We start from the raw sequence: 24,967 nt of genomic DNA, 5'->3' as shown, positions 1-24,967 counted from the left end.
AACCTAAAGGCCTGATCCGGCCCGGTCAACGCGCGAAGGAGCCTAATTTTAGCCCCGGGAAATGCTGACCTCAATGGGTCAGCGATTCTGGCCCGGAACCCAGAGCACATCACCGGCACCGTTATGGTTAGCCGCACGGCTGGCCACGAAAAGGAAGTCCGACAGCCGATTCATATACTGGATGCCAGCAGCGCCAACGGGCTCGCCGGGCTGGGCTGCCAGTTCCACCATCACGCGTTCCGCCCTGCGGCAAATCGTGCGGGCGACGTGGAGGCAGGCAGCGGCCGGCGTGCCGCCCGGGAGCACGAAGGAGGTGAGCGGCGCGAGCTTGTCGTTGAGCGCGTCGATGTCGTGCTCGAGCCGCTCGACCTGACTTGCCACCACCCGCAGCCGTTCGGCTTTGCCTTCTCGTTCCGGCACCGCAAGATCGGCGCCGAGATCGAACAGATCGTTCTGGATGCGGCCGAGCATCGCATCGAGCTCCCCGGCGTCCTTGGTGTGAAGGCGTACCACGCCGATCGCGGCATTGGTCTCGTCGACGGTGCCATAGGCCGTGATACGCAGATCGTATTTCGGACGACGCTCGCCGGTTCCGAGCGCTGTCGTGCCGTCGTCACCAGTCTTCGTATAAATGCGGTTGAGCACGACCATGTTAGCGCCCCATCGCCCAGACCGCGATCATGGCGATGACGATCGCGATGAACTGCAGCAGCACGCGCCAGCGCATCAATTTCTGCGAGGTGTTGGGTGAACCGCCACGCATCATGTTGACGAGACCGAGCAGCAAGACAATCGCCACGGCGCCGGCTGCCACCGGCAGGATGAAAGTACTCAGGAGAGATGCCATTTGGGGGTGATAACACCGAGCGCGGCGCTCCGCCATCTCCCCGCCCGTCATTCCGGGGCGCTTGGCGATCTGGCTTTTGGGACAAGAATATCAGAAGCTAGCGATATGATTTCGGACTTGTTTGCATTGCCGACTTTCTTCGCCTCTCCCCGCGCGCGGGGAGAGGCCGGAATGCGCGCGCGGCGCGGATTCCGGGTGAGGGGGACTCTCCGCGAGTCCCCCTGTCACCGTCCCCGCGGAGAGTCCCCCTCACCCCAACCCTCTCCCCGCACGCGGGGAGAGGGAGTAGCGGCAGCGGTGCAGGTGCTGTGAAAGCGATCCGATACGTCTATATCGTCGTGGAGGACGCCTTCTACACGTTCCTGGCCGACGACGGCTGGGCGATCGCGAGCCACATCGCGCTGTCGACGCTGATGGCGCTGTTCCCGTTCCTGATCGTGCTGACGTCGCTAGCCGGCTTCTTCGGCTCCAAGGAACTGGCGGACCAGGCTGCGGGGCTGATGCTGCAGGTCTGGCCGAAGCAAGTGGCGGACTCGCTGTCGGGCGAGATCCACGACGTGCTGACGACCACCCGCTCCGGCGTGCTGACGATCGGCGCGGTACTGTCGGTCTACTTTGCTTCGAACGGCGTCGAAGCGCTGCGGGTCGCGCTGAACCGCGCCTATGCAGTGGTGGAGATGCGGCGCTGGTACTGGCTGCGGCTAGAATCGATCGGCTATACGCTGGTTGCGGCCTTCACCGCGCTCGCCATGGCATTCCTGATCGTGCTCGGCCCGCTTTTCATTGAGGCCGCGCGACGCCATATTCCGCTATTCGTCGAGTCCAACGAGAGCATTCTCACCTGGGTGCGCTATGGCATCACCATCGGCGCGCTGGTGGTGGCGCTGCTCATCCTGCATGCGTGGCTGCCGGCGGGGCGGCGTGGTTTCCTCCAGATCCTGCCCGGCATCGTCTTCACGATGGTGGCGTCCCTGATCTCGGGCATCGTGTTCGGCCAGTATCTGGCGCGCTTCGCCAATAACTACGTCACGATGTATGCGGGACTCGCCTCGGTGATCATCGCCCTGGTATTCCTGTATTTCATTGCCGCGATCTTTGTTTTCGGCGGCGAGCTCAACGCTGCGATCATCAAGTCGCGGCTTCCTCACGGCGTTTCGCTTCAAGCAGCGCAGTCGCTAAAGCCCGCGGGGACACAGGCTTGACCAGGAAGGCATCGGCGCCGGCCTCGCGCGAGGCCGCCTCGTCCTCGCCGCGGCCGGACACGCCGATGATCGGGATCCGAGCCAGCGGCGCCTGCATCGTCCTGATACGCCTGATGGCCTCGACCCCGTCGATGCCGGGCAGCACCATGTCCATCAGCACCGCATCGAAGCCGCCCTGCGCGAGCCTGTTCACCGCGTCCTCGCCGCGCCCGATGAACTCGGCATGATGGCCGAGTTCGGTCAGGATCGTGTTGAGCACGACGCGGCCGAATGGATTGTCCTCGACGCTGAGCACGCGCAGGGGAGCGACGGCATCGGCTTCCGCTTCGCCACCTTCGGGCTTGCGCGACCTGGCCGGCCCCGCTGCATCGAGCGTGACCGTCAGGGTGAAGGTGGCGCCGCCTCCGCGCCGCGGCGCGACGGCAATGTCGCCACCCATCGCGCGCGCCAGTTGCTTCACCGAAGACAGACCGAGCCCAGCGCCGCCGAAGCGCGAGGCGATGGTGACATTGGCCTGGGTGAACGGGCGGAATAGCCGCTTGATCTCGGCCATGGTCAGGCCGATGCCGCTGTCGGAGATCGAGAAGGCGACACCAACCCGGCGCTTGTCCCTCTCTTTGCCCCTTCCGCCTGCCTTGCCCTTGGCGGAACGCCAGGGCGCGGCCGAGATCGCCACGCCGCCCTGCTCGGTGAACTTCACCGCATTGTCGATCAGGTTCTCGAGCGCGGCACGGAGGCGCACGGGGTCTCCGACCACGAGGCCCGGGAGCTTGTCGGAGATGTTGACTTCAGCCTTTAGACCTTTGGCAGCGGCGCGGCCGGCGAGCGAATCACCGGTGCTGCGGGCGAGCGCCCGCAGATCGAACAAATCCTGCCGTAGCGTGCCGCCGCCCTTTCCCTTGCCGGTCTTGGCGGCATCGACGAACAGCGTGGCGAGATTGGCCAGATGCTCGGCGCCGGCCTTGATGGTGTCGGCCCAGCGACGCTCCCGCTCGCCGAGATCAGAGGTCGAGAGCAGGTCGCTGATCGCCAGAATGCCGGTCAGAGGCGTGCGGACCTCGTGGGCAAAGGCAGCGAGCGCCGCCTGGATCACGTCGGGTGCGACGACCTTGGTGCTGCGCTTGCGCAACCTCCCGACCGCCCCGGACCGCTTCCGAGGCGGCTGCCTCGACTTTCGCGTGGTGCGCGCTCCGCGCGTTTTCGCCGCCATAAATCCCCTTCGAAGTACCGCTTCGAACCCCGGGCTCAAAGGCGAGCATGGCACGGCGAAACCCCCGGAGTCACGGCGGCGTTTTGCTAACCCCCAGAGAAACTTAGCCTAATCCCACGGACGTGCGGATACCGGCGGGCGTGCGACCCGCGACGCGCAACTCCCGAAGGCCAGTCGCGCGATCTGACTTCGATAGCTTTCGGCCATCCACGCCGAGAATCAGAGCGTGGTGACGGTAAGCGGGCTCCGGCAGGTCGAGCAGAGTCTGGAGCAGGCGGTGGACAGAGCTGGCGTAAAACAGGTCCTGGCCACGCACGATCTCGGTCACACGCTGGAGCGCGTCGTCGACCACTACGGACAGATGGTAGCTGGTCGGGGTCTCCTTGCGGGCCAGGATCACGTCCCCCCAGGCCTCGGGCCGTGCAGTGACCAGGCCGCGCTCGCCAGCGGGCCCCTCGCCTAACTCGTTCCAGCTGAGGCCGGAGACCCGCCGGCAGGCCGCCGCCATGTCGAGCCGCAGCGCGTAGGGCAAGCCGGACTCGATCAAACGCGACCTCTCGTCGTAAGGCAGCGATTTCGCATTGCCGGGATAGAGCGGCGCCCCATCGGGATCACGCGGCCATGGCCCATCAGCCTCGCGCGTGGCCACGAGCCTTGCGATCTCGGCGCGGCTTTCGAAGGCGGGATAGACGAGACCGAGCGCGGAGAGCTTGTCCAGCGCGGCGCGATAACAGGCGAGATGCTCGGATTGTCGCCGTACCGGCGTCTCCCATTTAATCCCGAGCCAGGCGAGGTCTTCGTAGATCGCTGCCTCAAACTCCGGCCGGCAGCGCGTCGCGTCGATGTCCTCGATGCGCAGCAACAGCCGCCCGCCGGTTTCCTGCGCGCGATCGAAGTTCAGCAGCGCGGAATAGGCGTGGCCGAGATGCAGGTGGCCGTTGGGGCTCGGGGCAAATCGGAAAACGGGTGGCGGCATCAGTTGAAACTCGTCATGGCCGGGCTTGTCCCGGCCATCCACGTTCTTCGGTGCGACTTGCCAACCGTGTCAAGGTCGCGAATGAACACGATTTCCGCGCTCATGCTAATAATGACGCGCGGTTAGAAAGACGTGGATGGCCGGGTCAAGCCCGGCCATGACGTGGAAAGAGTTCGCCGGTGTCACCATGACCATCCACCTCGAAACCCAGTCCGACCTCGAAGAGGCTGTTCACACGCTGGTCAAGCGCGATCCGCGCCTCAAGCGTGTGCTCGAAATCGCGGGCATGCCGGCGTTGCGGCGGCGCGAGCCGGGCTTTGCAGGCCTGGCCCACATCGTTTGCGGTCAGCAGCTTTCGACCGCGAGCGCGGCGGCGATCTGGGGACGGCTGTCGGCGGCGTTCGATCCGTTCGACCATGAGGCGGTCCGCCGCGCCCGCACCGACCGGCTGGGACGACTTGGTCTCTCCGCGGCCAAGATCAAGACGCTGAAGCATCTGGCGCGCGAGATCATCGCGGAGCGGCTGAACCTCGACGTCCTCGGCGAAGAAGACGCCGATGCCGCGCATCACACGCTGATCTCGCTGCCCGGCATCGGACCATGGACGGCCGATGTCTATCTGCTGTTCTGCCTCGGCCATGGCGATGCCTGGCCCGCCGGCGATCTCGCAGTGCAGGAGGGCATCAAGATCGGCCTCGGCCTGAAGGCGCGGCCGACGGAAAAGCAGATGGCGCCGCTGGCCGAACCCTGGCGCCCGCTGCGTGGCGCAGCCGCACATCTGTGGTGGAGCTACTACCGCGCGGTGAAGAAGCGCGAAGGTGTGCTTGCGGGATCAAATTAACCGCGCAGCAAAGCGCGATCGACCCGGGCACATTCGGCGACGAAGTCGATCACGGCGCGCACCGCCGGCAACTCGACGAGATCGGGATGCGCCAGCAGCCAGAGATCGGCCACGCTAGCGAGCTTGTGCGGGGCGACCCGCACGAGGTCGGAATAGGTTTCGGCAACGAAGCACGACAGCGCCGAGATTCCGATGCCGGCGCGGACTGCTGCCAGCATGTCGCCCTGGGACGAGCAGCGCATCACCACCTTGGCCTGCCCCGTGATGACGTCGCTCCACCGTGCCAGCTGCGCATTGGAGTCCCGGTCGGCAAAACCGATGACGCTGTGCTCCTTCCAGTCGCTGCGCCGTTCCGGCAGGGGCCTGCTGGCGGCATAGCTGCGCGAGGCATAGAACCCGGTACCGAGACGGCCGATCTTGCGGCCAACCAGATTCTCCTCGCCGCTGTCGAACGGACGCAGCACCACGTCCGCCTCCCGCCGGCGCACGCTCGCCGGAAACGGATGGGTGATGACCTCGAGCTGGATGTGATCGTGCGCGCGCAGGAAGGCCGGCAGGCGCGGCATCAGCCAATGCGAGGCCAACGTCGCGCCGATCGACAGCTTGACGGTGCCGCGCGCCTTGTGCCCGCCCGCCGCGACCGCGCTCTCCGCCCGCAACGCCGCGGCCGCCATCGCCTCGGCGTGCTCGCGCAAGGTCCGCCCTTCCGCCGTCAGTGCCAGGCCGTCGGCCGCGCGCGCCACCAATCGGGTGCCGAGCTGGGTCTCGAGCGCCGCGATCTTGCGGCTGACCGTCGGATGGCTGGTGCGCAGCCGGCGCGCCGCCGCGGTGAAGCTGCGGGTGTCGGCGACCGCGACAAAGGTCTTGCAAAGGTCCCAGTCCATAGCGGCGGCTTTGTTGTTCAAATCTGAATAGTTAACCGTTCAATATTGAACGCCCCGGGCGCGCTGTCCAGCCATTATGATGGCGGCAAATCCGCAAAGGACGCGGCGAGCCCCGCCCGTGCGGCAAATCAACAGGAAACGCTTCGCCATCCGCCTCCCGGGCGCGATCGCGTGGTCCGGGAGGACATGATGGCATTGCCTACTCTCTTGAAGGATTCGCTCGAGCTGCCCGTGGTCGGCTCGCCACTGTTCATCGTCTCCGGCCCGGAGCTGGTGATCGCCCAGTGCAAGGCCGGCGTGGTCGGCTCGTTTCCGGCGCTCAACGCCCGACCGGTCGAGAAGCTCGACGAATGGCTGAGCCGGATCGAGGACGAACTCGGAGAGTATCGCGCGCTCAACCCGGGTAAGAAGGTCGCGCCTTACGCAGTCAACCAGATCTGCCATGCCTCCAACGACCGCCTGATGCAGGACATGGAGACCTGCGTGAAGCACCGCGTGCCCATCATCATCACCTCGCTGCGGCCGCCGGCCGAGATCGTCGACGCCGCGCATTCCTATGGCGGGCTGGTGTTCCACGACGTCATCAACGTCAAGCACGCTCGCAAGGCGGCTGAACAGGGCGTCGATGGTCTGATCCTGGTCTGCGCCGGCGCCGGCGGGCATGCCGGCACGCTCTCGCCTTTCGCGCTGGTGCGCGAAGTCAAGCAATGGTTCGGCGGCACGATCCTGCTCTCGGGTGCGATCAGCGACGGCTTTGCCATTGCCTCGGCGCTGACGTTGGGCGCCGATCTCGCCTATATGGGCACGCGCTTCATCGCGACCAAAGAGGCCAATGCCGCCGAGACCTATAAATCCGCGCTGACGCAGCATGCCGCGCACGACATTGTCTACACCAACCTGTTCACGGGCGTGCACGGCAATTATCTCGGCCCCTCCATCGCCGCTGCGGGCCTGGATCCGGACAATCTGCCCGTTGCCGACAAGACCAGGATGAATTTCGGCTCCGGCGGCAACATGAAGTCCAAGGCCTGGCGCGACATCTGGGGGTCCGGCCAGGGCATCGGCCAGATCACCGACGTGCCTGATGTCGCGGAGCTCGTCGGGCGGATGAAGGCGGAGTTCCATCAGGCGCGGCAGGACTTCCTGATGCGCGCCAGCGCCTGACGTTCCGAAGGGACCAGAAAGAAAAGAACGGGAGGACATCATGAAGTTGGCAGCCGCACTGATCGCCCTGTCTCTGTTGACGCTCGCCGCGCCGAGGGTTCGTGCCGAAGGCAGCGACGAGATCCGGATCGGGCAGACCTTGCCCTATAGCGGGCCGGCGTCCGGCTTCGGCGCGATCGGAAGGACCCAGGAGGCGTTCTTCGAGAAGGTCAATGCCGAAGGCGGCATCAACGGCCGCAAGGTCAAGTTCATCACGCTGGATGACTCCTATTCGCCGCCGAAGACCGTCGAACAGACCCGCAAGCTGGTGGAGCAGGACGAGGTGCTGATGATGTTCGGCTCACTCGGCACCGCCACCAACAGCGCCGTGCAGCGCTATCTCAACGGCAAGAAGGTGCCGCAGCTGTTCGTGCTCTCCGGCGCCACGAAATGGGCCGATCCGCAGAAATACCCATGGACCATGCCGGGCATGGCCGCCTACGAGTCCGAGGGCGTGGTCTATGCCAAGCACGTGCTGCGGACCAAGCCGGACGCGAAAATCGCGATCCTGTCCCAGAACGACGATTTCGGCCGCGACTATGTCGCCGGCTTCAAGCGGGCGCTCGGCGACAAGGCCGCGAGCATGATTGTCGCCGAGCAGACCTACGAGACCAGCGCGCCGACGATCAGTTCGCAGCTCTCGACGCTGAAAGCCTCCGGCGCCAACGTGCTGTTCGGGGTCGTGCTCGGTAAGTTCACATCGCAACTGGTCAAGGGCGTCGCCGAGATCGGCTGGAAGCCCGAGCTGTTCTTCGTGCCGACCTCGGCCTCGTCAATCTCGTTCCTGGAGCCGGCCGGGCTCGACAATGCGATCGGCCTGATCTCGTCGAGCAACCAGAAGGACACGATGGACCCGCAATGGGCCGACGATCCCGGCGTGAAGGAATATTTCGCCTTCATGAAGCAGTACATGCCGAATGCGGATCTCTCCAACTCCAACTACGCTGCCGGCTACCATTACGCGACGTTGCTGATGGCGGTGCTGAGAGCCTGCAAGGACGACGTCGGCCGCGACAACATCATGCGCCAGGCGGCTTCACTCAAAGATCTGAAGCTGCCGGGCATGAGCGTAACAACCGGTCCGGACGACTATCTGCCGTTCCAGCAGCTTCAGCTGCGCCGCTTCAACGGCAAGAGCTGGGTCGGCTTCGGCGACGTGCTCGACGACCGCTAAGCCGACACTGGAAACAGGACACGCCATGATCATTAGCGGCGATCGCCGGATCGGCTACGACGAGATCCAGCCGCGCATCAAACGGGCGATGAGTGGATTCCGGGCCCTTGGTCTTACCGAGGGCACGCCGGTCGCCATGATGCTGCGCAACGATTTTGCGCTGTTCGAGGTGGTCGCCGCCTCCGCTGCGCTGGGCAGCCCGGTGGTGCCCATCAACTGGCATCTCAAGGCCGACGAGGTCCGCTACATCCTGTCCGACAGCGGCGCGAAGATTTTGGTCTGCCATGCCGACTTGCTGCCGCAGATCCGCTCGGGCATTCCGGCGGACGTTCGCCTCCTCGTCGTGGCGACACCGCCCGAGCTCGCGGCGACCTTCGAGATTCCTGCTGAGCTCACCGAGGTCCCGGCGGGATTGACCGATTGGGACCGCTGGCGTGACGAGCATGCGGAAAGCCGGGAGCCGCCCCGGCGCGCCGCGGCGATGATCTACACGTCGGGCACAACAGGCATGCCGAAGGGCGTGCGGCGCATGCCGATGCAGCCCGAGCAGGCGGCGGCCTCCGAACGGGTCGGCGCGATCGCCTACGGCATCAAGTCGCGCGAGCAGCAGGTCGTGCTGATCAACGGCCCGATGTATCACTCGGCGCCGCACTCCTACGGCATGCTGGCGTTCCGCAGCTTCTGCACCATCATCCTGCAGCCGCGATTCGACCCCGAAGAGCTGCTGGTGCTGATCGAGCGTCACCGCGTCACGCACATCCACATGGTGCCGACGATGTTCGTCCGCCTGCTGCGGCTGCCCGAGCCGGTGAGACAGCGCTACGATCTCTCCTCGCTGCGCTTCGTCGTGCATGGCGCTGCGCCCTGCCCGCCCGAGGTGAAGCGCGCCATGATCGAGTGGTGGGGGCCGGTCATCAACGAATATTTCGGCTCGACCGAGACCGGAATCCCGGTGTGGCACTCGGCCGAGGAGGCATTGAAGAAGCCCGGCACGGTCGGCCGCGCCATCGAAGGCGGCATCGTCAAGATCTTTCGCGACAACGGCACCCCCTGCGGCGTGAACGAGGTCGGCGAGATCTACATGCGCCAAACCGCGGTGCCGGATTTCGACTATCACGGCAAGGCGCAGGCGCGGGCCGAGGCCGGCCGCGACGGCCTCGTCAGCGTCGGCGATGTCGGCTATCTCGACGAAGACGGCTATTTGTTCCTGTGCGACCGCAAGCGCGACATGGTGATCTCGGGCGGCGTCAACATCTATCCGGCAGAGATCGAGAACGTGCTGATCGGAATGGAAGGGGTCCGCGACTGCGCGGTGTTCGGCATCCCTGACGCCGAATATGGCGAGCGGCTGTGCGCCTGCATCGAGCCCGAACTCGGCGCGCAACTCTCCGCTACGGACGTGCAGGCCTGGCTGCGCGAGCGGCTAGCCAATTTCAAGGTACCGAAACAGATCCAGTTCATGGACACGCTGCCACGCGAGGCGACCGGGAAGATCTTCAAGCGCAAGCTGCGCGATCCCTATTGGGCGAACGGTTCAAAAGGCGAGCCTGGCGAAACGCGAGCGAACGGCGTTTAAAACTATGTTGCGGTTGCAAACGGCCCGCACATGTCCCATGAGGTGCCGGCGCGGACCGGAGGATCGACAACATGACAGCCACTGACTTCATCGTTGCACGAGACGATCTGGAAAATTGCAAGACGATCGCGACCACGCTTCCCGCAGCCGACGCGCTGCCACAGGATGTGCTGCTCGTGCGAGTCGATCGCTTCGCCTTCACTGCCAACAACATCACCTATGCCGTGCTCGGCGACGAGCTGAAATACTGGCAGCTGTTTCCCGCGCCAAGCGGCTTCGGCAACGTTCCGGTGTGGGGCTTCGGCGAGGTGATCGCCTCGAAACACCCCGGTGTCGCCGTGGGCGAGCGCCTGTTCGGCTATTTCCCGATGGCGACGCATCTCGTGATCGAGGCCACCGACGTCAGCAAGCGCGGCCTGCGCGACGGCGCCGCGCACCGACAAGGCGTAGCGCCGGTCTACAATGCCTATGCGCGCGTCAGCGGCGATCCTGCCTATGCCGGCAGGCAGGGCGACTACCAGGCGCTGCTGCGGCCGCTGTTCATGCTGTCGTTCCTGGTCGATGATTTCCTCGCCGAGAATGACGATTTCGGCGCACGCGCAGTGCTGCTGTCGAGCGCCTCGAGCAAGACGGCATTCGGGCTCAGCCATCTCCTGCATACGCGCGGCAGGAAGGTGATTGGACTGACCTCTGCCGGCAACACCGCTTTCGTCACCTCGCTCGGCTGCTATGACGAGGTCGTCACCTATGATCGCATCCAATCGCTGCCGGCGGATGCACCGGTCGCTTTCGTCGATATGGCCGGCAACAGCGCGCTCCGCGCCGGACTGCACCAGCATTTTGGCGACCAGATGAAATGCTCCGTGCGCGTCGGATTGACGCATCGCGCGACTGACGCGGATGAAGGCGTGCTGCCCGGCGCAAAGCCGCGCTGGTTCTTTGCCCCCGACCAGATCCGCAAGCGCGCCAAGGAATGGGGCCCGGGTGGCATCGAGCAGCGCTTCGGCGCGGCATGGTCGAGCTTCGCCCCGATGCTGGAGCGATGCCTGAGCGTGGTCGAGAGCTGCGGCCCCGACGCCGTGCGGCAGGTCTATCTCGACACGCTGAAGGGGCGCATTCCGCCTGAGCAGGGCCACATGCTCACGCTGCTCGGGTAAAGCGCTTTTGACATGGCCGGATCCAGTATAGCGTTCTTCTCAAGGGAGGTTGCGCATGCTGGATCGCACGAAGGATATCGCTGTCTCCGCGCAGGCCTGGCTCGATGAATTCGAGGGCTCGCTGAGCAAGCCTGTTGGCGCTGCGCTGGACCGCCTCTTCCTCACCGACAGCTTTTGGCGCGATGTGCTGGCGCTGAGCTGGAACCTGCAGACATTTGCGGGCCGCGATACAGTCGTGCAAGCGCTGATCGCGCTCGCGCCAAAGGCGGTGCCGACGAATTTCAAGATCGCGCCCAACCGCGCGGCGCCGCGCTGGGTCACGCGGGCTGGCACCAACACCATCGAAGCGATCTTCAGTTTCGAAACCGCGCTCGGCCGTGGCAGCGGCATTGTACGGCTCGCGCCTGACACCGCCGACGGTGACAGGCTGAAGGCCTGGACACTGCTGACAGCGCTCGAAGAGCTCAAAGGGTTCGAAGAGCAGCTCGGCACCTCACGGCCGCGGGGGCAGGCTTATTCGCGCGACTTCCGCGGACCAAACTGGCTCGATTTGCGTAACGCCTCGCGCGACTATGCCGATCGCGATCCTACAGTGCTTGTGGTCGGCGGCGGCCAGGCCGGGCTTGCGATCGCTGCACGGCTGAAGCAGCTGCAGATCGACACGCTGATTGTCGATCGCGGAGCGCGGATCGGCGACGTCTGGCGCAAGCGCTATCACGCGCTGACCCTGCACAACCAGGTGCAGGTCAATCACATGCCCTACATGCCGTTCCCGCCGAGCTGGCCGACCTACATCCCCAAGGACAAGCTCGCGAACTGGTTCGAAGCCTATGTCGACGCCATGGAGCTGAACTTCTGGACCGGCACCGAGTTCCAAGGCGGCGCCTATGACGAGGCCAAGCGCCAATGGACGGTGACACTGCGCCGTGCCGACGGGAACAAGCGCACGCTGCATCCGCGCCATGTGATCATGGCGACCGGCGTCAGCGGCATCGCCAACATCCCCGACATTCCGACGCTCGATCGTTTCAGGGGCACGCTCGTGCACTCGAGCCGCTACGAGGACGGCGAGAACTGGACCGGCAAGCGCGCGATCGTCATCGGCACCGGCAATAGCGGCCACGACATCGCGCAGGATCTCTATTCCAGCGGCGCCGAAGTGACGCTGGTGCAACGCTCGCCGACGCTGGTCACCAATATCGAACCGTCGGCACAGCTGGCCTACGCGACCTACAATGAGGGCACGCTGGAAGACAACGATCTGATCGCAGCCTCGATGCCGACGCCGCTCGCGAAGAAGACCCATGTGATGCTGACGGAGCAGTCGAAAGAGCTCGACAAGGAGCTGCTCGACGGCCTCCGCCGCGTCGGCTTCAAGCTCGACTTCGGCGAGGCGGGCACCGGCTGGCAGTTCAAATATCTCACCCGCGGCGGCGGTTATTATTTCAACGTCGGCTGCTCCAACCTGATCGTCGAGGGCGCAATCAAGCTGAAGCAGTTCGAGGACATCGAAAGCTTCGCGGCCGACGGGGCGCGAATGAAGGACGGCACGAGCATCGCCGCCGATCTGATCGTGCTCGCCACAGGCTACAAGCCGCAGGAATACCTCGTGCGAAAGCTGTTCGGCGAGGCCATCGCCGACCGCGTCGGCCCGGTCTGGGGCTTTGGCAACGGCTATGAGCTACGCAACATGTACGTTCGGACCAAGCAACCCGGCCTGTGGTTCATCGCCGGCAGCCTCGCACAGTGCCGGATCAACTCGAAATTCCTCGCGCTTCAGATCAAGGCGATCGAGGAAGGGATTTTGGGGCGTGATGTGGGAACAGCGTGACCACAGTCGTCATTCCGGGGCGCGCACAGCGCGAACCCGGAATCCATCGATCCACTGGTTATGCCGTACAATGGATTTCGGGCTCGCGACTGCGTCGCGCCCCGGGATGACAAGAGGAGAGACCATCCATGCCAGCCATTCTCGGCACCGGCGAGCACCGCTACCGTGTCGTCGAAAACTTCGCAAAGCTTCCCGACGGCTGGCAGCTCACCGACGTCGCCTCTGTCGCGGTCGACAGCAAGGACCGCGTCTATGTCTTCAACCGCGGCGAACACCCGATGGTGGTGCTCGACCGCGAGGGCAATTTCCTGCGCAGTTTCGGCGAAGGTCTGTTTTCGCGTGCGCACGGCCTGCACATCGATGCCGACGATAATCTCTACTGCACCGACGACGGCGACCATACCGTGCGCAAATGCACCACCGACGGCAAGGTGCTGCTGACGATCGGTATCCCCAGGAAGCCTGCGCCGTTCATGAGCGGCGAACCCTTTCACCGCTGCACCCACACCGCGCTGTCGCCGAAAGGCGAGATCTACGTCTCCGACGGCTATGGCAATGCGCGCGTGCATAAATACACGCCGGACGGCAAGCTGATCAAAAGCTGGGGCGAGCCCGGCACCGATCCGGGCCAGTTCAACATCGTGCACAACATCGCTACCGATGCCGACGGCTGGGTCTACGTCGCAGACCGTGAGAACCATCGCGTGCAGGTGTTCAACGGCGAGGGCAAATACGAGACCCAGTGGAACAATCTGCACCGGCCCTGCGCGCTGTGCTGTTGTGGCGGAGCCAAAAGTCCGACCTTCGTGATCGGCGAGCTCGGCCCCGGCCTCGACATCAACCGCAATGTGCCTAACCTCGGCCCGAGGCTCTCGATCGTCGATGCGCAAGGCAAGCGCATCGCCCGGCTCGGCGGCGAAGCGGGTCCGGGCGTTGCAGCCGGCAAGTTCCTGGCGCCGCACGGCCTCGCGCTGGATTCGCGGGGCGACATCTATGTCGGCGAAGTCGGCGTCACCAATTGGACGACCAGCTTCCCCAATGAGGAGATGCCGGCCGTGGTGCGCGCGACGCGGTGCTTGCAGAAGCTGGAGCGGGTGCGGGAATAGTTGAGCCGGCAAGGTCCACATCCGCTATTGGAGCGGCGCCTGGGCCCGCAGGTGCCCCGCCCCATTTCGAGCTCCCAAATCGCGGCGTTTTTGAGCGTTTGCCACCCCGCCGCCGTATTGCTTGCGTCTGAATAAGTCGCTCAACGGGCTTCACAATCCCGTCACGCTGCATGTAGTATGTCAATGCTTGCTGCTTCGCAGCGTATATTGGAGGCCGGGAGCGTTACTTGAACGCACATGTCTCGCAAGGCAGTTGGCCGGTGCTGGTCCTGAACGCGGACTTCCGGCCGCTGAGTTACTACCCACTGTCTCTGTGGTCGTGGCAGGACGCGATCAAGGCGGTGTTCCTCGATCGCGTCAATATCGTCGCGCATTACGATCAGGCGGTTCACAGTCCGACGCTGCAAATGCAGCTGCCGAGCGTGGTCTCGCTCAAATCCTTCGTGAAGCCGACCACCCACCCCGCCTTCACCCGATTCAACGTCTTCCTGCGCGATCGATTCGCCTGCCAATATTGCGGCTCGCCTGAAGACCTCACCTTCGATCACATCATCCCGCGCAGCAAGGGCGGCCAGACCACCTGGGAGAACGTGGTCGCGGCCTGTTCGCCCTGCAACTTGCGCAAGGGCAATCTCACGCCCGCGCAGGCCAAGATGTTTCCACGCCAGAGCGCCTTCGCGCCGACCGTGCACCAGCTCCACCGCAACGGCCGCCTGTTTCCACCGAACTATCTGCACGACAGCTGGCTGGACTACCTCTACTGGGATACGGAGCTGGACCCGTAGGGGCTGGCGCGAATCACACGCCGATCGCGTTCCTTGCCACCACGTCGCGATAGAACGCCGCGCTCAGCTTCGGCACCCGTGCCTGCGTTTCGAAATCGACCCGGTACAGGCCGAAGCGCTTGCCGTAGCCGAAAATCCACTCGAAATTGTCCATCAGGCTCCACAGGAAGTAGCCGCGGATCGGCACGCCTTCAGCGATCGCGCGCTGCATCTGGGTCAGGTAGTTGCGCAGGAACATGATGCGATCGAGGTCGTAGACTTGGCCGTCGGCGGCGATCTTGTCTTCGGACGAAGTGCCGTTCTCGCTGATATAGATGGTCTCGATGTTCCAGATTTTTGCGGCGATGCGCGGCGCCCAGTAGATCACCTCCGGGCCGATCCGCAGCCATTCCGAATTCATGTGCGGGAACGAGGTCGGGAACGGCAGCACGTGAAAGCCCGGCGCCTTGTCGGAGGCGGTGACGTAGAACTGCGGCGCGTAGATGTTCAGCCCGACGAAATCGTTCGGCGTGGCGATGATCTTCAATTCCTCAGGCGTGAACTTCGGTGCGTCTGCGCCGGCATAGGCGAGAAAGCCGTCGGTGTATTTGCCTTCGAGCACCACCCCGAGAAAACCGGCATTGAGCTCACGGGTCGCGATTTCGGCGGCGCGGATGTTCTCGGGCGTGGCAATCGCCGGCACACAGGCCGCAATGTTCTCGGCCGCGCCGACGCGGGTACCGGCGCGCCCTGAGGCGCGCACCGCCTGCACGGCAAGACCGTGCGCGAGCGCAACGTGATGGCGAGCCTGATTCAGCTGTGCGGCCGGGAGCTTGAGACCAGGTGCGTCGATACCCCAGCCATAGCCGAAATTCACAAAACGCCCGACCTCGTTCACGGTGAAGATATTCTTCACCCGATCGGTCAAGCGCTCCGCGACATAGGCGGCGTAGTCGCCAAGAGCTTTTGACGTGTCGCTCGACTGCCAGCCACCGACGCGGTCCTGGAGCGCCTGCGGCAGGTCCCAATGATAGAGCGTGGCATAGGGCTCAATGCCGTTCGCGAGCAACTCGTCAATGAGGCGGTTGTAAAAATCGAGGCCCTTTGGATTGGGCTGGCCCACCCCGTCCGGAAACACCCGCGGCCACGCGATCGAGAAGCGGTAGGCCTTGACACCGAGCGCCTTGATCAGCGCGACGTCGTCCTTGTAGCGGTGAAAGTGCTCAACGGCGCGATCGCCCGTAGAGCCGTCCTCGATCTTGCCGGGGGTGTGGCTGAAAGTATCCCAGATCGACCTGCCTCGGCCGTCCTCGGCGACGGCACCTTCGATCTGATAGGACGAGGTCGCCGTACCCCACAGAAAATCCTTCGGAAACGGCGCGGATCCAACCGCCGTGCTTTCGGCCGCGTCGGCGTGCGTCGTCAGGCCGAGCGCCGCAACGCCGGCGAGCTTGCCAAAGGAACGGCGCGAGAGAGAAGCCGGCACCATCACCTCCGCGCCTGTTCCAGATCGATCTGATAGGCGGAAATCCGGTCGATCTCGAACGCAACGCTCGGCGGCGATTCCGCATCGACGGGGCCGACGCCGATGAAGAATTTCGAGCCGATCGCGAGATTGACGATCATATACATGGGATCGTCGAAGCCGATCGGTACCTTGATGTCGGACACGGGCCTGCGGTCGATGAAATAGACCAGACGATCCGGCTCCCACAGCACACCGTAATCGTGAAACGTCGACGAGGCGTCGCCGACCGCAAAATCAAAGCCGCAGGACTCGATCTTCTGGGTCGACGGAATCCGCCAATGCGTCGTCATCACCATGTCGCCGGGCCGCTCGCCGCGGCCTTCCAGCACATCCACCTCGGGCGGCCAGCCGCCATCGTCCGCCAGCATCCAGAACGCCGGCCACACCGCATGACCGACCGGAAGCTTGGCGCGAATCTCGAAATAGCCGTGCTTTTGCGAGAAAGTGCCCTGCGTGGTGAGGACGCCAGAGATGTACTCGTTGTTGAACAGCACCGGTTTCAAATCCGGCGGGGTGCGGCTTGCGACGATCGACAGAACGCCGTTCTTCACCTTGAACGGATCGAGTCCGAGTGGCGTCCCCGCATTCCCGGCATAGCGCGGATCGACATAAATCTGCTGCTCGCCGTTTGCACTGGTCTTGCGCTTGAAGTCGGAGCCGGCGCCTCCCCAATAGCGTGCTTCGGGCCAGGCCGCGCCGCCCGCGTAATGCGGCACCCAGCGCCCGTTCGATAGCGGATGCTCGTCGAAATCCTCGTTGAATGTCCGCCGCAGCGGCAGGGAGATCAGCGAGGTGGGATTGACGGTCTCGAGCCTGCGGCATTCGATTGTGGACGGATCGGTTGTCACTTGCAGCGACATCGTGCCGGGCGCGTCACCGAGGTCGTCCCGCGCGACACCTGGGGCTGATGCCGCGAGCAATCCGATCCCGACCAAAGCGCTCCTCGTCCAACGGTCGATCATCACCGCACATTCGATTCCGGGAAACGCAGAGAAGTTAACCGCTCCGCTTTCGGGCGGGCAAGCCCGATGGCCCGCCCCCTGGCCATTTCCGGATTTCAGCCGTGCGAATCCGAAAAACCCAGGGGAACCGCCGCCGCCCAAATCGTTGTGCGTTCGTTACCGTCCTTTAAGGCTCGCTCGGCAATCTGGGCGGCAGAGGCGCAGGCCACTATCTCGGTCCCAAGGTCGTCACCAATGCTCACCGCAACCCTGGAGCAGATCCAGGCCTCGCCGAAAAAGCGCACGATCTATGTCTGCGTCATTCTCCTGCTACTGCTGGCCATTCTCGGCTTCAAGACCTTCCGCTTCTTCGAAGGCGGTCTCTGGTACGGCGGCCAGACCGCGGATTTCTCTGCCTTCCATATTGTCGCGCAGCGGATCTGGCTCGGCGATCTCGACCTGACTTACCAGTTCGCCGCGTTCACGAAGATGCAGATGGCAGCGGCCGGCGGGACGACCGGCGTCATGCCCTGGACCTACCCGCCGCAATTCGATCTGCTGCTTTCGCCATTCGCATTCCTGCCGGGCTGGACCGCCTATTTTCTCTTCACGGCGGTCACGCTGGTTGCCTATCTGATGACGCTGCGCGCCATCGCCGGAAACAACTTTGCGCTGGTGCTCGTCGTCTTCTTTCCGGCGATCGCGATCACGATCAGCATCGGCCAGAACGGCCTCCTGACCGGTGCGCTGATCGGCCTGATCTGCATCAATGCGGAACGACGCCCGGTGCTATCGGGCGCAGCGCTCGGCATCATGGTCATCAAGCCGCATCTGGCGGTTGCCGCCGGCATCTACATGTTGTTGACCCGCCGATGGCCGGCGGTGTTGAGCGCTGCGATCGTTGTGGTCGCGAGCTCGCTCGTCTGCACGCTCGCTTTCGGCCCACCGATCTGGATGGCTTGGCTCGGTAGCATCCGCGAAGCCGCGAGCTATCTGGAGGACGGCCGCTATCAGCTGTTTCGGATGATCTCGGCCTATGCCGCCTTGTTCAATGCGGGCCTCCCCCCGGCCGGAGCGTTCTGGGGACAGATGGCGATGGCAACGTCGGCGCTTGTCGCCGTCGCACTCGCGATTGTCCGCGGACCGTCCCCCCGCTTCGCGCTCGGCGTCGTCGCGGTCGCCTCCGTGATGATCAGCCCCTACGCCTACGACTATGACTTGCCGGTCGTCGGGATCGGCCTCGCGCTGCTGCTTCCCGACCTTGTCACCCTCGCAAGCCCGCGTGAGCGCAGCGCGATCTACGCCCTCCTGCTGCTGGCCAACGCCTATGGGCTGCTGCAATCAGCGCGGCTGTCCGCGGAGAGCGTCGGCGCGAGCGGTCTGGACCGCTATGTGACGCCGGCGGTCGGCGGCTTCGCGCTCATGGCCGTGCTCGCGATGCTGCTCTGGATCTTGCTGCGCGAGGTCAGGCCTGCCGGGGTCCGCCTGCGCGGTGAACCCGCATAGTTGTACGGGCCCGCACGTAATCCACCGAAAGCACCCAGCAGGAGGACGCTATCCGCCGCATCGCGACGGGCGCATACTGGCCATGGCGGACGACGGAACCGGATGGAGCCGGCGCCCGTTCTGTTCACAGTCCACGCGGCGGCAAACGCCACGACGCAACCGAGGGAGGCCCACCATGCCCGCAGCCGAGAAGGACCATGTCTACAAGATCCTGGAACTGGTCGGATCGTCCGATACCTCGATCGAGGACGCGATCAAGAATGCGGTCAGCCGCGCGTCCAAGACCATCCGCGAGATGAAATGGTTCGAGGTGGTGCAGACGCGCGGCCACATCGAGAACGGCGCCGTGCGTCACTACCAGGTGACGCTGCGTGTCGGGTTCACGCTGGAAGGCTAGTGTAGGGATCGCATAGAGCCACTACGCCAGATGACACGCCACGAAATGCCCGCCCGCACCTTCCAGCAGCTCCGGCGCGCTCTCCGCGCAGCGCGGCTGGGCGATTGGGCAGCGGGTGTGGAAGTGACAGCCTGACGGTGGTTTCATCGGGCTCGGCACATCCCCCTTGAGGCGTATGCGGTTGCGCTTCAGCTTGGGATCCGGCACCGGCACCGCGGAGAGCAGCGCCTTGGTATAGGGGTGCTGCGGATTGCGATAGAGGTCGCTCGCCTTGGCAAGCTCGACGATGCGGCCGAGATACATCACGGCGACGCGGTCGGAGATGTGCTCGACCACCGAGAGGTCGTGCGCGACGAAAAGATAGGTGAGATTCAGCTCGGCCTGCAGGTCTTCCAGCAGGTTGATCACCTGTGCCTGGATCGAGACGTCGAGCGCGGAGACCGGCTCGTCGCAGACTATCAGCTTGGGCTCCACCGCGAGCGCGCGGGCGATCACGATGCGCTGCCGCTGCCCGCCGGAGAATTCATGCGGATAGCGGCGCATGTGTTCGGCCTTGAGGCCGACTTTCACGAGCAGCCCGGCCACGCGCTCCTCGCGCTCCTTGGCGTTGGATGCGAGGTTATGGATGGTGAAGGCTTCGCCGAGGATGGAGCCGATCGTCATGCGCGGATTGAGCGAGGCGAACGGATCCTGGAACACGAGCTGCATGTTCCGCCGCATCGCGCGCAAATCGTTGCCGCCGAGCTTGCGCACGTCCTGCCCGTCGAACACGACCTCGCCGTCGGTCGGCTCGATCAGGCGCAGCACGCAGCGCCCGGTGGTCGACTTGCCGCAACCGGATTCGCCGACGAGGCCGAGCGTCTCGCCCCGATTGACCGAGAATGACACGCCGTCGACCGCGTAGACGCTGCCGACCTGGCGCGACAACAGGCCGCCGAGCACGGGGAAATATTTCTTCAGGCCACTGACGCGGAGCAAGGGCTCGCTCATGCCGCGCCTCCCAGTTGGGTATCGCCGAGATGACAGGCCATGCGGTGGCCCGGCGCGATCTCGCGCAGCAGCGGCTCCTTCGCAGCGCAGACGTCCATGGCGAACTTGCAGCGCGGCGCGAAGCGGCAGCCGACCGGCGGATTGATCAGGATCGGCACCGAGCCACCGATCGCCTCAAGCCGCGTCTTGTGTTCGCTGTCCAGATCGATGCGCGGGATCGAGCGGATCAGGCCCTGCGTATAGGGATGGCGTGGATCGGCGAAGAGCGCATCGACGTCAGCTTCCTCCACCACTTTGCCGGCATACATGACGACGACACGCTGCGCGGTTTCGGCGACGACGCCCATGGCATGGGTGATCAGCATCACCGCCATGCCGAAGCGCTCCTTCATGTCCTGGAGCAGATCGAGGATCTGCGCCTGAATGGTCACGTCGAGCGCTGTGGTCGGCTCGTCGGCGATGATCAGCTTGGGCTTGCAGGCGAGCGCCATGGCGATCATCACGCGCTGGCGCATGCCGCCGGAGAACTGGTGCGGATAGTTGTGCACGCGGCCTTCGGCGTTGGGGATCTGCACCAGCTTCAGCATCTCGATGGTACGCTCGAGCGCCTGCCTCTTGGTCACAGCCTCGTGCCGGCGCAGGCTCTCGGCGATCTGCTCGCCGACCGTAAGCACGGGATTGAGCGAGGTCATCGGCTCCTGAAAAATGAAGCCGATCTCCTTGGCGCGGATTTCGTCGAGCTGGTTGCTCGTCAAAGGCACCAGGTCGCGCCCCTCGAAGATGATCTCGCCGGCCGCGATGCGGCCCGGCGGCATCGCGATCAGCTTCAGGATCGACATGGCGGTGACGGTCTTGCCGCAGCCGGACTCGCCGACAACGCAGAGCGTCTCGCCCTTGTTGATGGTGATGTCGACGCCGTCGACGGCCTGCAGGATGCCGTCGTCGGTGGAGAAGTGGGTCTTGAGACCCTTGATCTCGAGCAGCGGCGCCATCAGATCACCCGCCGCGCATCGAGCGCGTCACGCAGACCGTCGCCGATGAAGTTGATGGCGACCACCGCGATGAAGATGGCAGCGCCGGGAAACAGCGCCCAATGCGGGCCGATGTCGAGAAAATCCTTGGCGTCGTAGAGGATGCGACCCCAGGTCGGCGTATCTGGTGGGAAGCCAAGCCCAAGGAACGACAGCGTCGATTCCGCGATGATCGCAGCCGCGACGTCGATGGTGCCGGCGATGATGACGGGCCCGAGCGCGTTGGGCAGGATATGCCGTACCACCTGTCGCACCGGGCTCGCGCCGAGCGCACGCGCCGCTTCGACGAACTCCTTTTCACGCAACGACAGGAATTGCGCACGCACCAGGCGCGCAACCGGCATCCAGCGCAAGCCACCGATCACGAGCACGATCAGGATGAAGATGCCGCCCTCCGGGCCGAACACTTGCTTCAGCCCATCGCGGAACAAATAGATCAGCAGCAACAACAGCGGCAATTGCGGCAACGACAAAAACAGATCGGTCAGCCACATCAGGGCGTGCCCGAGCGCACCGCGCGACATGCCGGCGAGCGCCCCGATCAGCGTCCCGATCACGACCGACACCAGCATCGCGGCAAGACCGACGGCCAGTGAGATGCGACCGCCATAGATCATGCGCGCCAGGATATCCTGGCCTAGATCGTCCGTGCCGAAGGGATGGGTGAGCGATGGCCCCTGAAGGCCCGCCACGATGTCGATGTCGTTGATCTTGACACGCCAGAGGAAGGGTCCGACCACAACCGCCAAGATCAGCACGAGAAGCAGGAAGGCGCTGACGACGGCGAGCTTGTGGCGGCTGTAACGCCGCCACGTCTCGCGCCAGGGCGAATAGGCCCGCCGCTCAGCGGAAGGAGATGCGAGGGTCAAGCCAGCCATAGAGGACATCTGCGATCAGGTTGAAGAGCACCACGAGACACGCGAACACGAAGGTCACGGACATGATGACGGGCGTGTCGTTGGCGAGGATGGAGGAAATCAGCAGCGAGCCGATGCCCGGAATGCGGAAGATCTGCTCAGTGACGATGGCACCGCCGAACACCGCCGGCATCTGCAGCGCGATCAGCGTGACCACCGGGATCATCGCATTGCGCATGACGTGCTTGATGATCACCTTTCTCTGGCCGAGGCCCTTGGCCCGCGCGGTGGTGACGTAATCGAGCCGGATGACGTCGAGCATCGCCGAGCGCACGAAACGGGTCATCGAGGCCGCCTGGAACAGGCCGAGCACCATCACCGGCATGATGGCCTGCCTGATCTGCGCAAGCACCCAATAAATGCCGGTGCCCTTGATGTCGGTGGTGTAGACGAACGGCAGCCAGTCGAGCTTCACCGAGAAGACCAGGATGAAGAGGATACCGGTGAAGAAGGTCGGCAGCGAGAAGCCGACGAAAGCGAAGGTGTTGGCGACCTGGTCGAAGATCGAATAGGGCCGTGTCGCGGCGAACACGCCGACCGGGATTGCGACCAACAACGCCAGCAATTGCGATGAGCCGACCACATAGAGCGTGGCGGGAAGGCGCTGCAGGATCAGCTTGTCGACGTCTACCCGGCTGACGAAGGAGAAGCCCCAATCGCCGTGCACCATCGCCGCCAGCCAGCGCAGGTAGCGGAGATAGATCGGGTCGTCGAGCCCAAACTGGGTACGGAGCGCAGCCTGCACCTCGGGCGGCACGTTCGGATTGGTTGCCAACTCCGAAAACGGGTCGCCGGGTGCGAGCGCCAGGACGACGAACAGCACGAGAGAGATGCCGAGCAAGCTCGGCACCGCAATCAAGAGCCGACGCAGGATATATTGACCCATGAGTGAGCGATCCGTTCGGCGGTGTCGTCAGGCCTCCCGATACCAGTCCTGTATGTTGTCGAGATCGTTGGCCCAGCCGCTGATCACAGGGTGCAAATTGGTGGCAACCGCTCCGACCTTGAGGCGATGCATGACGGCGATCATGACGGTATCCTGCCACATCAGATCATTGCACTTGATGTAGAGGGCCGCGCGCTTGAGCGGATCGATCTCGACCTCGGCGGCATCGACCGCATCGTCATAGTCCTTATTGACCCAACGCGGAAAGTTGTTGCCCTGCCACTTGTTCTCCTTGGTCGCGACATAGCGCGAATGGTAGCGGCGCATCGAGAGAGCCGGATCCGGCTGGGTCATCGGGATCTGGAACATCTCGAGGTCGGCATAGAAATGGGCATAGGTGTCGGGGTTGGCGACGTCGGAGGAGAAGAACACGGAAGCGACGACCGATTTCAGCTCCATGTCGATCCCGGCCTTCTGGCAGGCCTGCTTGACGATCGCCTGTGTCTTCTGCCGCGGTCCGTTGATCGAAGTCTGGTACAGCAGTTTCAGCTTCTTGCCGTCCTTCTCACGAATGCCATCCGCACCGACTTTCCAGCCGGCCTCATCAAGCAGAGCGCTGGCCTTTTCGATCGAGAACTCCCACTTTGTGTTCTTGGAGACGAACTGCTCGGGGCCGTTCAGGTAATTGGCGGTGGTGCGACCGGCGCGGCCGTAGATCGCCTTCTTGACCGAGTCGCGGTCGACCAGCAGCGCCAGCGCCTGGCGCACGCGCGGATCGGACAGGATCGGATGCTTGGTCTTCATCGACGAGCGCTCGCCGTCGACCTCGGTGTTGGGATCGGTGAAGTTGATGGCGATAAACTCGATGTCGCCGCCGACCGCATAAATGGTCTTGCCCTTGCCGCCCTTCTCGAGACGCAGCAGGACCTCGTCCTCAACCTGCATGTTCCAGGCATAGTCATATTCGCCGGTCTGGATGATGGCGCGCGCCGCGGAGACCGCGTCGCCGCCGCCCTTTAGCTCGATCGTGTCGAAGCAGGGCCGGTTGGCCATATGGTAGTCGGGATTGATCTCGCCGCGAACGAGGTCACCCGGCTTGAACTCGACGAACTTGTAAGCGCCGGTGCCCACCGGTTTCAGATTGTTCGGCGCCTCGCGCGACTTGCTGCCCTTGTATTCCGCGAACAGATGTTTCGGGATGATGCAGCCATAGGCCCCGACGAAGGCGTTGGCCCAGAATGGGGTCACCTTCTTGAACAGGATACGAACCGTGAGGTCGTCGACCTTCTCCATCTTGTCGACGTCGCCATAGATGCTGCCGCTCACGGCCGCGGTCGCGGGATCCGTCGCGTACTCCCAGTTGAAGATGAGGTCCTCGGCTGTAACTGGCTTGCCGTCATGCCATTTGAGGCCTGGCTTGAGCTTCCACGTCACCGATTTGGCATCAGCTGGAAGTCCTCCGTTCTGGAGCGAGGGGATTTCGGCAGCGAGGATCGGATTGAGGTGGCCCTCGAGATCCCAGCTCGCGAGCGGCTCGTAGAAAATGCGCGAGGCGTCCTGATCTTTGGTGCCCGTGGCGAAGTGCGGATTGAGCAGGGTCGGCGCCTGCCACCACAACAATTTGAGCGGACCGCCGCCACCGCGCTTGGTCGGCGGATAGGGGGACGGGCTCTGGGCCATGGCGACGCCGCCGATGGCGAGGATCTGGTTAGCCATGGGGGCGGTGAGGCCGACAGCGGCCAGGCGCTGGATGAAGGCGCGGCGATCCATCCGCCCGTCCTTCACATCACCGATCATCGAACGCAGTTCTTTGTCCAGCATGGTTGTCCCCCGTCTGGTTCCCATATGTACGCGGGCGGCCGCAGAACGGCCGCCTAATTTTGGCTGGCGGTAGATGGCACACTGAATAGGCCGCGCGTCAACTGCGACCGTGCGTATGCAAACGGTCTTCTGGCTGTCTGTTGAGCAAAATCGCGTTCCGCAGCCCAAGGGTTCGGCAT

At 64.2% G+C, this 24,967-nt stretch carries 23 protein-coding genes; 11 read left to right on the top strand and 12 right to left on the bottom strand.

Translation table 11 applies throughout. The features are described from left to right. Positions 1–78 precede the first annotated feature (78 nt). Both M2427_RS05450 and M2427_RS05445 read right to left on the bottom strand, forming a co-directional pair. Positions 79–651 (bottom strand): cob(I)yrinic acid a,c-diamide adenosyltransferase, encoded by a 573-nt coding sequence (locus tag M2427_RS05450; protein ID WP_280705166.1) that lies wholly within the window; start codon positions 649–651, stop codon positions 79–81. A 1-nt stretch (position 652) separates the two neighbouring features. Further along, a complete protein-coding gene (locus tag M2427_RS05445) occupies positions 653–847 on the bottom strand; it encodes a twin transmembrane helix small protein (protein ID WP_027530620.1) in 195 nt (64 codons plus the stop codon). Positions 848–1,155: 308 nt separating this feature from the next. On the opposite strand from M2427_RS05445, the gene M2427_RS05440 reads away from it, so the two are divergent. Further along, positions 1,156–2,049 (top strand): YihY/virulence factor BrkB family protein, encoded by an 894-nt coding sequence (locus M2427_RS05440; RefSeq protein WP_280705165.1) that lies wholly within the window; start codon positions 1,156–1,158, stop codon positions 2,047–2,049. Here the strand turns inward: M2427_RS05440 and M2427_RS05435 are convergent. After that, positions 1,976–3,259, bottom strand: coding sequence for an ATP-binding protein (locus M2427_RS05435; RefSeq protein WP_280705163.1), 1,284 nt, complete (start codon positions 3,257–3,259; stop codon positions 1,976–1,978). The genes M2427_RS05440 and M2427_RS05435 overlap by 74 nt on opposite strands. A 103-nt stretch (positions 3,260–3,362) precedes the next feature. Continuing rightward, the gene (gene gluQRS / locus M2427_RS05430) at positions 3,363–4,235 is read right to left on the bottom strand and encodes a tRNA glutamyl-Q(34) synthetase GluQRS (RefSeq protein WP_280705162.1); all 873 of its coding nucleotides are present in this window, start codon (positions 4,233–4,235) and stop codon (positions 3,363–3,365) included. Positions 4,236–4,422: 187 nt separating this feature from the next. Between gluQRS and M2427_RS05425 the strand changes: the two genes are divergently transcribed. Next, a complete protein-coding gene (locus M2427_RS05425) occupies positions 4,423–5,076 on the top strand; it encodes a DNA-3-methyladenine glycosylase 2 family protein (RefSeq protein ID WP_280705221.1) in 654 nt (217 codons plus the stop codon). Here the strand turns inward: M2427_RS05425 and M2427_RS05420 are convergent. Then, entirely contained in the window at positions 5,073–5,960 is an 888-nt protein-coding gene (locus M2427_RS05420; RefSeq protein ID WP_280705161.1) for a LysR family transcriptional regulator, read from the bottom strand. The two genes, M2427_RS05425 and M2427_RS05420, sit on opposite strands and share 4 nt — an antisense overlap. 189 nt (positions 5,961–6,149) lie before the next feature. On the opposite strand from M2427_RS05420, the gene M2427_RS05415 reads away from it, so the two are divergent. The 7 genes from M2427_RS05415 (at position 6,150) to M2427_RS05385 (ending at position 14,792) form a co-directional block, all read left to right on the top strand. Continuing rightward, a complete protein-coding gene (locus tag M2427_RS05415) occupies positions 6,150–7,124 on the top strand; it encodes a nitronate monooxygenase family protein (RefSeq protein WP_280705159.1) in 975 nt (324 codons plus the stop codon). A 40-nt stretch (positions 7,125–7,164) separates the two neighbouring features. Beyond that, positions 7,165–8,337: an ABC transporter substrate-binding protein gene (locus M2427_RS05410; protein ID WP_280705158.1), complete on the top strand. Its 1,173-nt coding sequence runs from the start codon at positions 7,165–7,167 to the stop codon at positions 8,335–8,337. A gap of 25 nt (positions 8,338–8,362) precedes the next feature. Further along, positions 8,363–9,913 carry an acyl-CoA synthetase gene (locus M2427_RS05405; protein WP_280705157.1) on the top strand — a complete coding sequence of 517 codons (1,551 nt, stop codon included), beginning with the start codon at positions 8,363–8,365 and terminating at the stop codon, positions 9,911–9,913. Between the two features lie 71 nt (positions 9,914–9,984). After that, positions 9,985–11,070: a DUF2855 family protein gene (locus tag M2427_RS05400; RefSeq protein WP_280705156.1), complete on the top strand. Its 1,086-nt coding sequence runs from the start codon at positions 9,985–9,987 to the stop codon at positions 11,068–11,070. A gap of 55 nt (positions 11,071–11,125) precedes the next feature. Further along, positions 11,126–12,901, top strand: coding sequence for an NAD(P)/FAD-dependent oxidoreductase (locus M2427_RS05395; RefSeq protein ID WP_280705155.1), 1,776 nt, complete (start codon positions 11,126–11,128; stop codon positions 12,899–12,901). A 128-nt stretch (positions 12,902–13,029) separates the two neighbouring features. Next, a complete protein-coding gene (locus tag M2427_RS05390) occupies positions 13,030–14,007 on the top strand; it encodes a peptidyl-alpha-hydroxyglycine alpha-amidating lyase family protein (protein ID WP_280705154.1) in 978 nt (325 codons plus the stop codon). 227 nt (positions 14,008–14,234) lie between these two features. Beyond that, the gene (locus M2427_RS05385) at positions 14,235–14,792 is read left to right on the top strand and encodes an HNH endonuclease (RefSeq protein WP_008142962.1); all 558 of its coding nucleotides are present in this window, start codon (positions 14,235–14,237) and stop codon (positions 14,790–14,792) included. Between the two features lie 13 nt (positions 14,793–14,805). On the opposite strand, the gene M2427_RS05380 is transcribed toward M2427_RS05385, so the two are convergent. Then, the gene (locus M2427_RS05380; RefSeq protein ID WP_280705153.1) at positions 14,806–16,257 is read right to left on the bottom strand and encodes a GH1 family beta-glucosidase; all 1,452 of its coding nucleotides are present in this window, start codon (positions 16,255–16,257) and stop codon (positions 14,806–14,808) included. 2 nt (positions 16,258–16,259) lie between these two features. After that, positions 16,260–17,261: a glycoside hydrolase family 16 protein gene (locus M2427_RS05375; protein ID WP_280705152.1), complete on the bottom strand. Its 1,002-nt coding sequence runs from the start codon at positions 17,259–17,261 to the stop codon at positions 16,260–16,262. Between the two features lie 234 nt (positions 17,262–17,495). Between M2427_RS05375 and M2427_RS05370 the strand changes: the two genes are divergently transcribed. Together M2427_RS05370 and M2427_RS05365 are read left to right on the top strand one after the other, a co-directional pair. Then, on the top strand, positions 17,496–18,746 hold the full coding sequence (locus M2427_RS05370; RefSeq protein ID WP_280705151.1) for a glycosyltransferase family 87 protein: 1,251 nt from the start codon (positions 17,496–17,498) through the stop codon (positions 18,744–18,746). A 175-nt stretch (positions 18,747–18,921) separates the two neighbouring features. Then, entirely contained in the window at positions 18,922–19,143 is a 222-nt protein-coding gene (locus M2427_RS05365) for a dodecin (protein ID WP_280705150.1), read from the top strand. A 21-nt stretch (positions 19,144–19,164) separates the two neighbouring features. Here M2427_RS05365 and M2427_RS05360 read toward each other — a convergent pair whose 3' ends face one another. Genes M2427_RS05360 through M2427_RS05340 form a run of 5 tightly spaced genes read right to left on the bottom strand, consistent with a single transcriptional unit; the run spans position 19,165 to position 24,788 of the window. Then, positions 19,165–20,133, bottom strand: coding sequence for a dipeptide ABC transporter ATP-binding protein (locus M2427_RS05360; RefSeq protein WP_280705149.1), 969 nt, complete (start codon positions 20,131–20,133; stop codon positions 19,165–19,167). Then, positions 20,130–21,125: an ABC transporter ATP-binding protein gene (locus tag M2427_RS05355; protein ID WP_280705148.1), complete on the bottom strand. Its 996-nt coding sequence runs from the start codon at positions 21,123–21,125 to the stop codon at positions 20,130–20,132. The genes M2427_RS05360 and M2427_RS05355 overlap by 4 nt, the downstream gene beginning before the upstream one ends. Then, positions 21,125–22,042: an ABC transporter permease gene (locus tag M2427_RS05350; protein ID WP_280705147.1), complete on the bottom strand. Its 918-nt coding sequence runs from the start codon at positions 22,040–22,042 to the stop codon at positions 21,125–21,127. The genes M2427_RS05355 and M2427_RS05350 overlap by 1 nt, the downstream gene beginning before the upstream one ends. Next, on the bottom strand, positions 22,008–22,967 hold the full coding sequence (locus M2427_RS05345; RefSeq protein ID WP_280705146.1) for an ABC transporter permease: 960 nt from the start codon (positions 22,965–22,967) through the stop codon (positions 22,008–22,010). Before M2427_RS05345 ends, M2427_RS05350 begins: the two co-directional genes overlap by 35 nt. A gap of 27 nt (positions 22,968–22,994) precedes the next feature. Continuing rightward, positions 22,995–24,788 carry a peptide ABC transporter substrate-binding protein gene (locus tag M2427_RS05340; protein WP_280705145.1) on the bottom strand — a complete coding sequence of 598 codons (1,794 nt, stop codon included), beginning with the start codon at positions 24,786–24,788 and terminating at the stop codon, positions 22,995–22,997. Positions 24,789–24,967: the final 179 nt, after the last annotated feature.

It is taken from the genome of Bradyrhizobium sp. BR13661 (assembly GCF_029892425.1).
Classification (GTDB): domain Bacteria; phylum Pseudomonadota; class Alphaproteobacteria; order Rhizobiales; family Xanthobacteraceae; genus Bradyrhizobium.
Note: the sequence above shows the minus strand (reverse complement) of the source record. Positions and strands in the feature narration are given on the sequence as shown.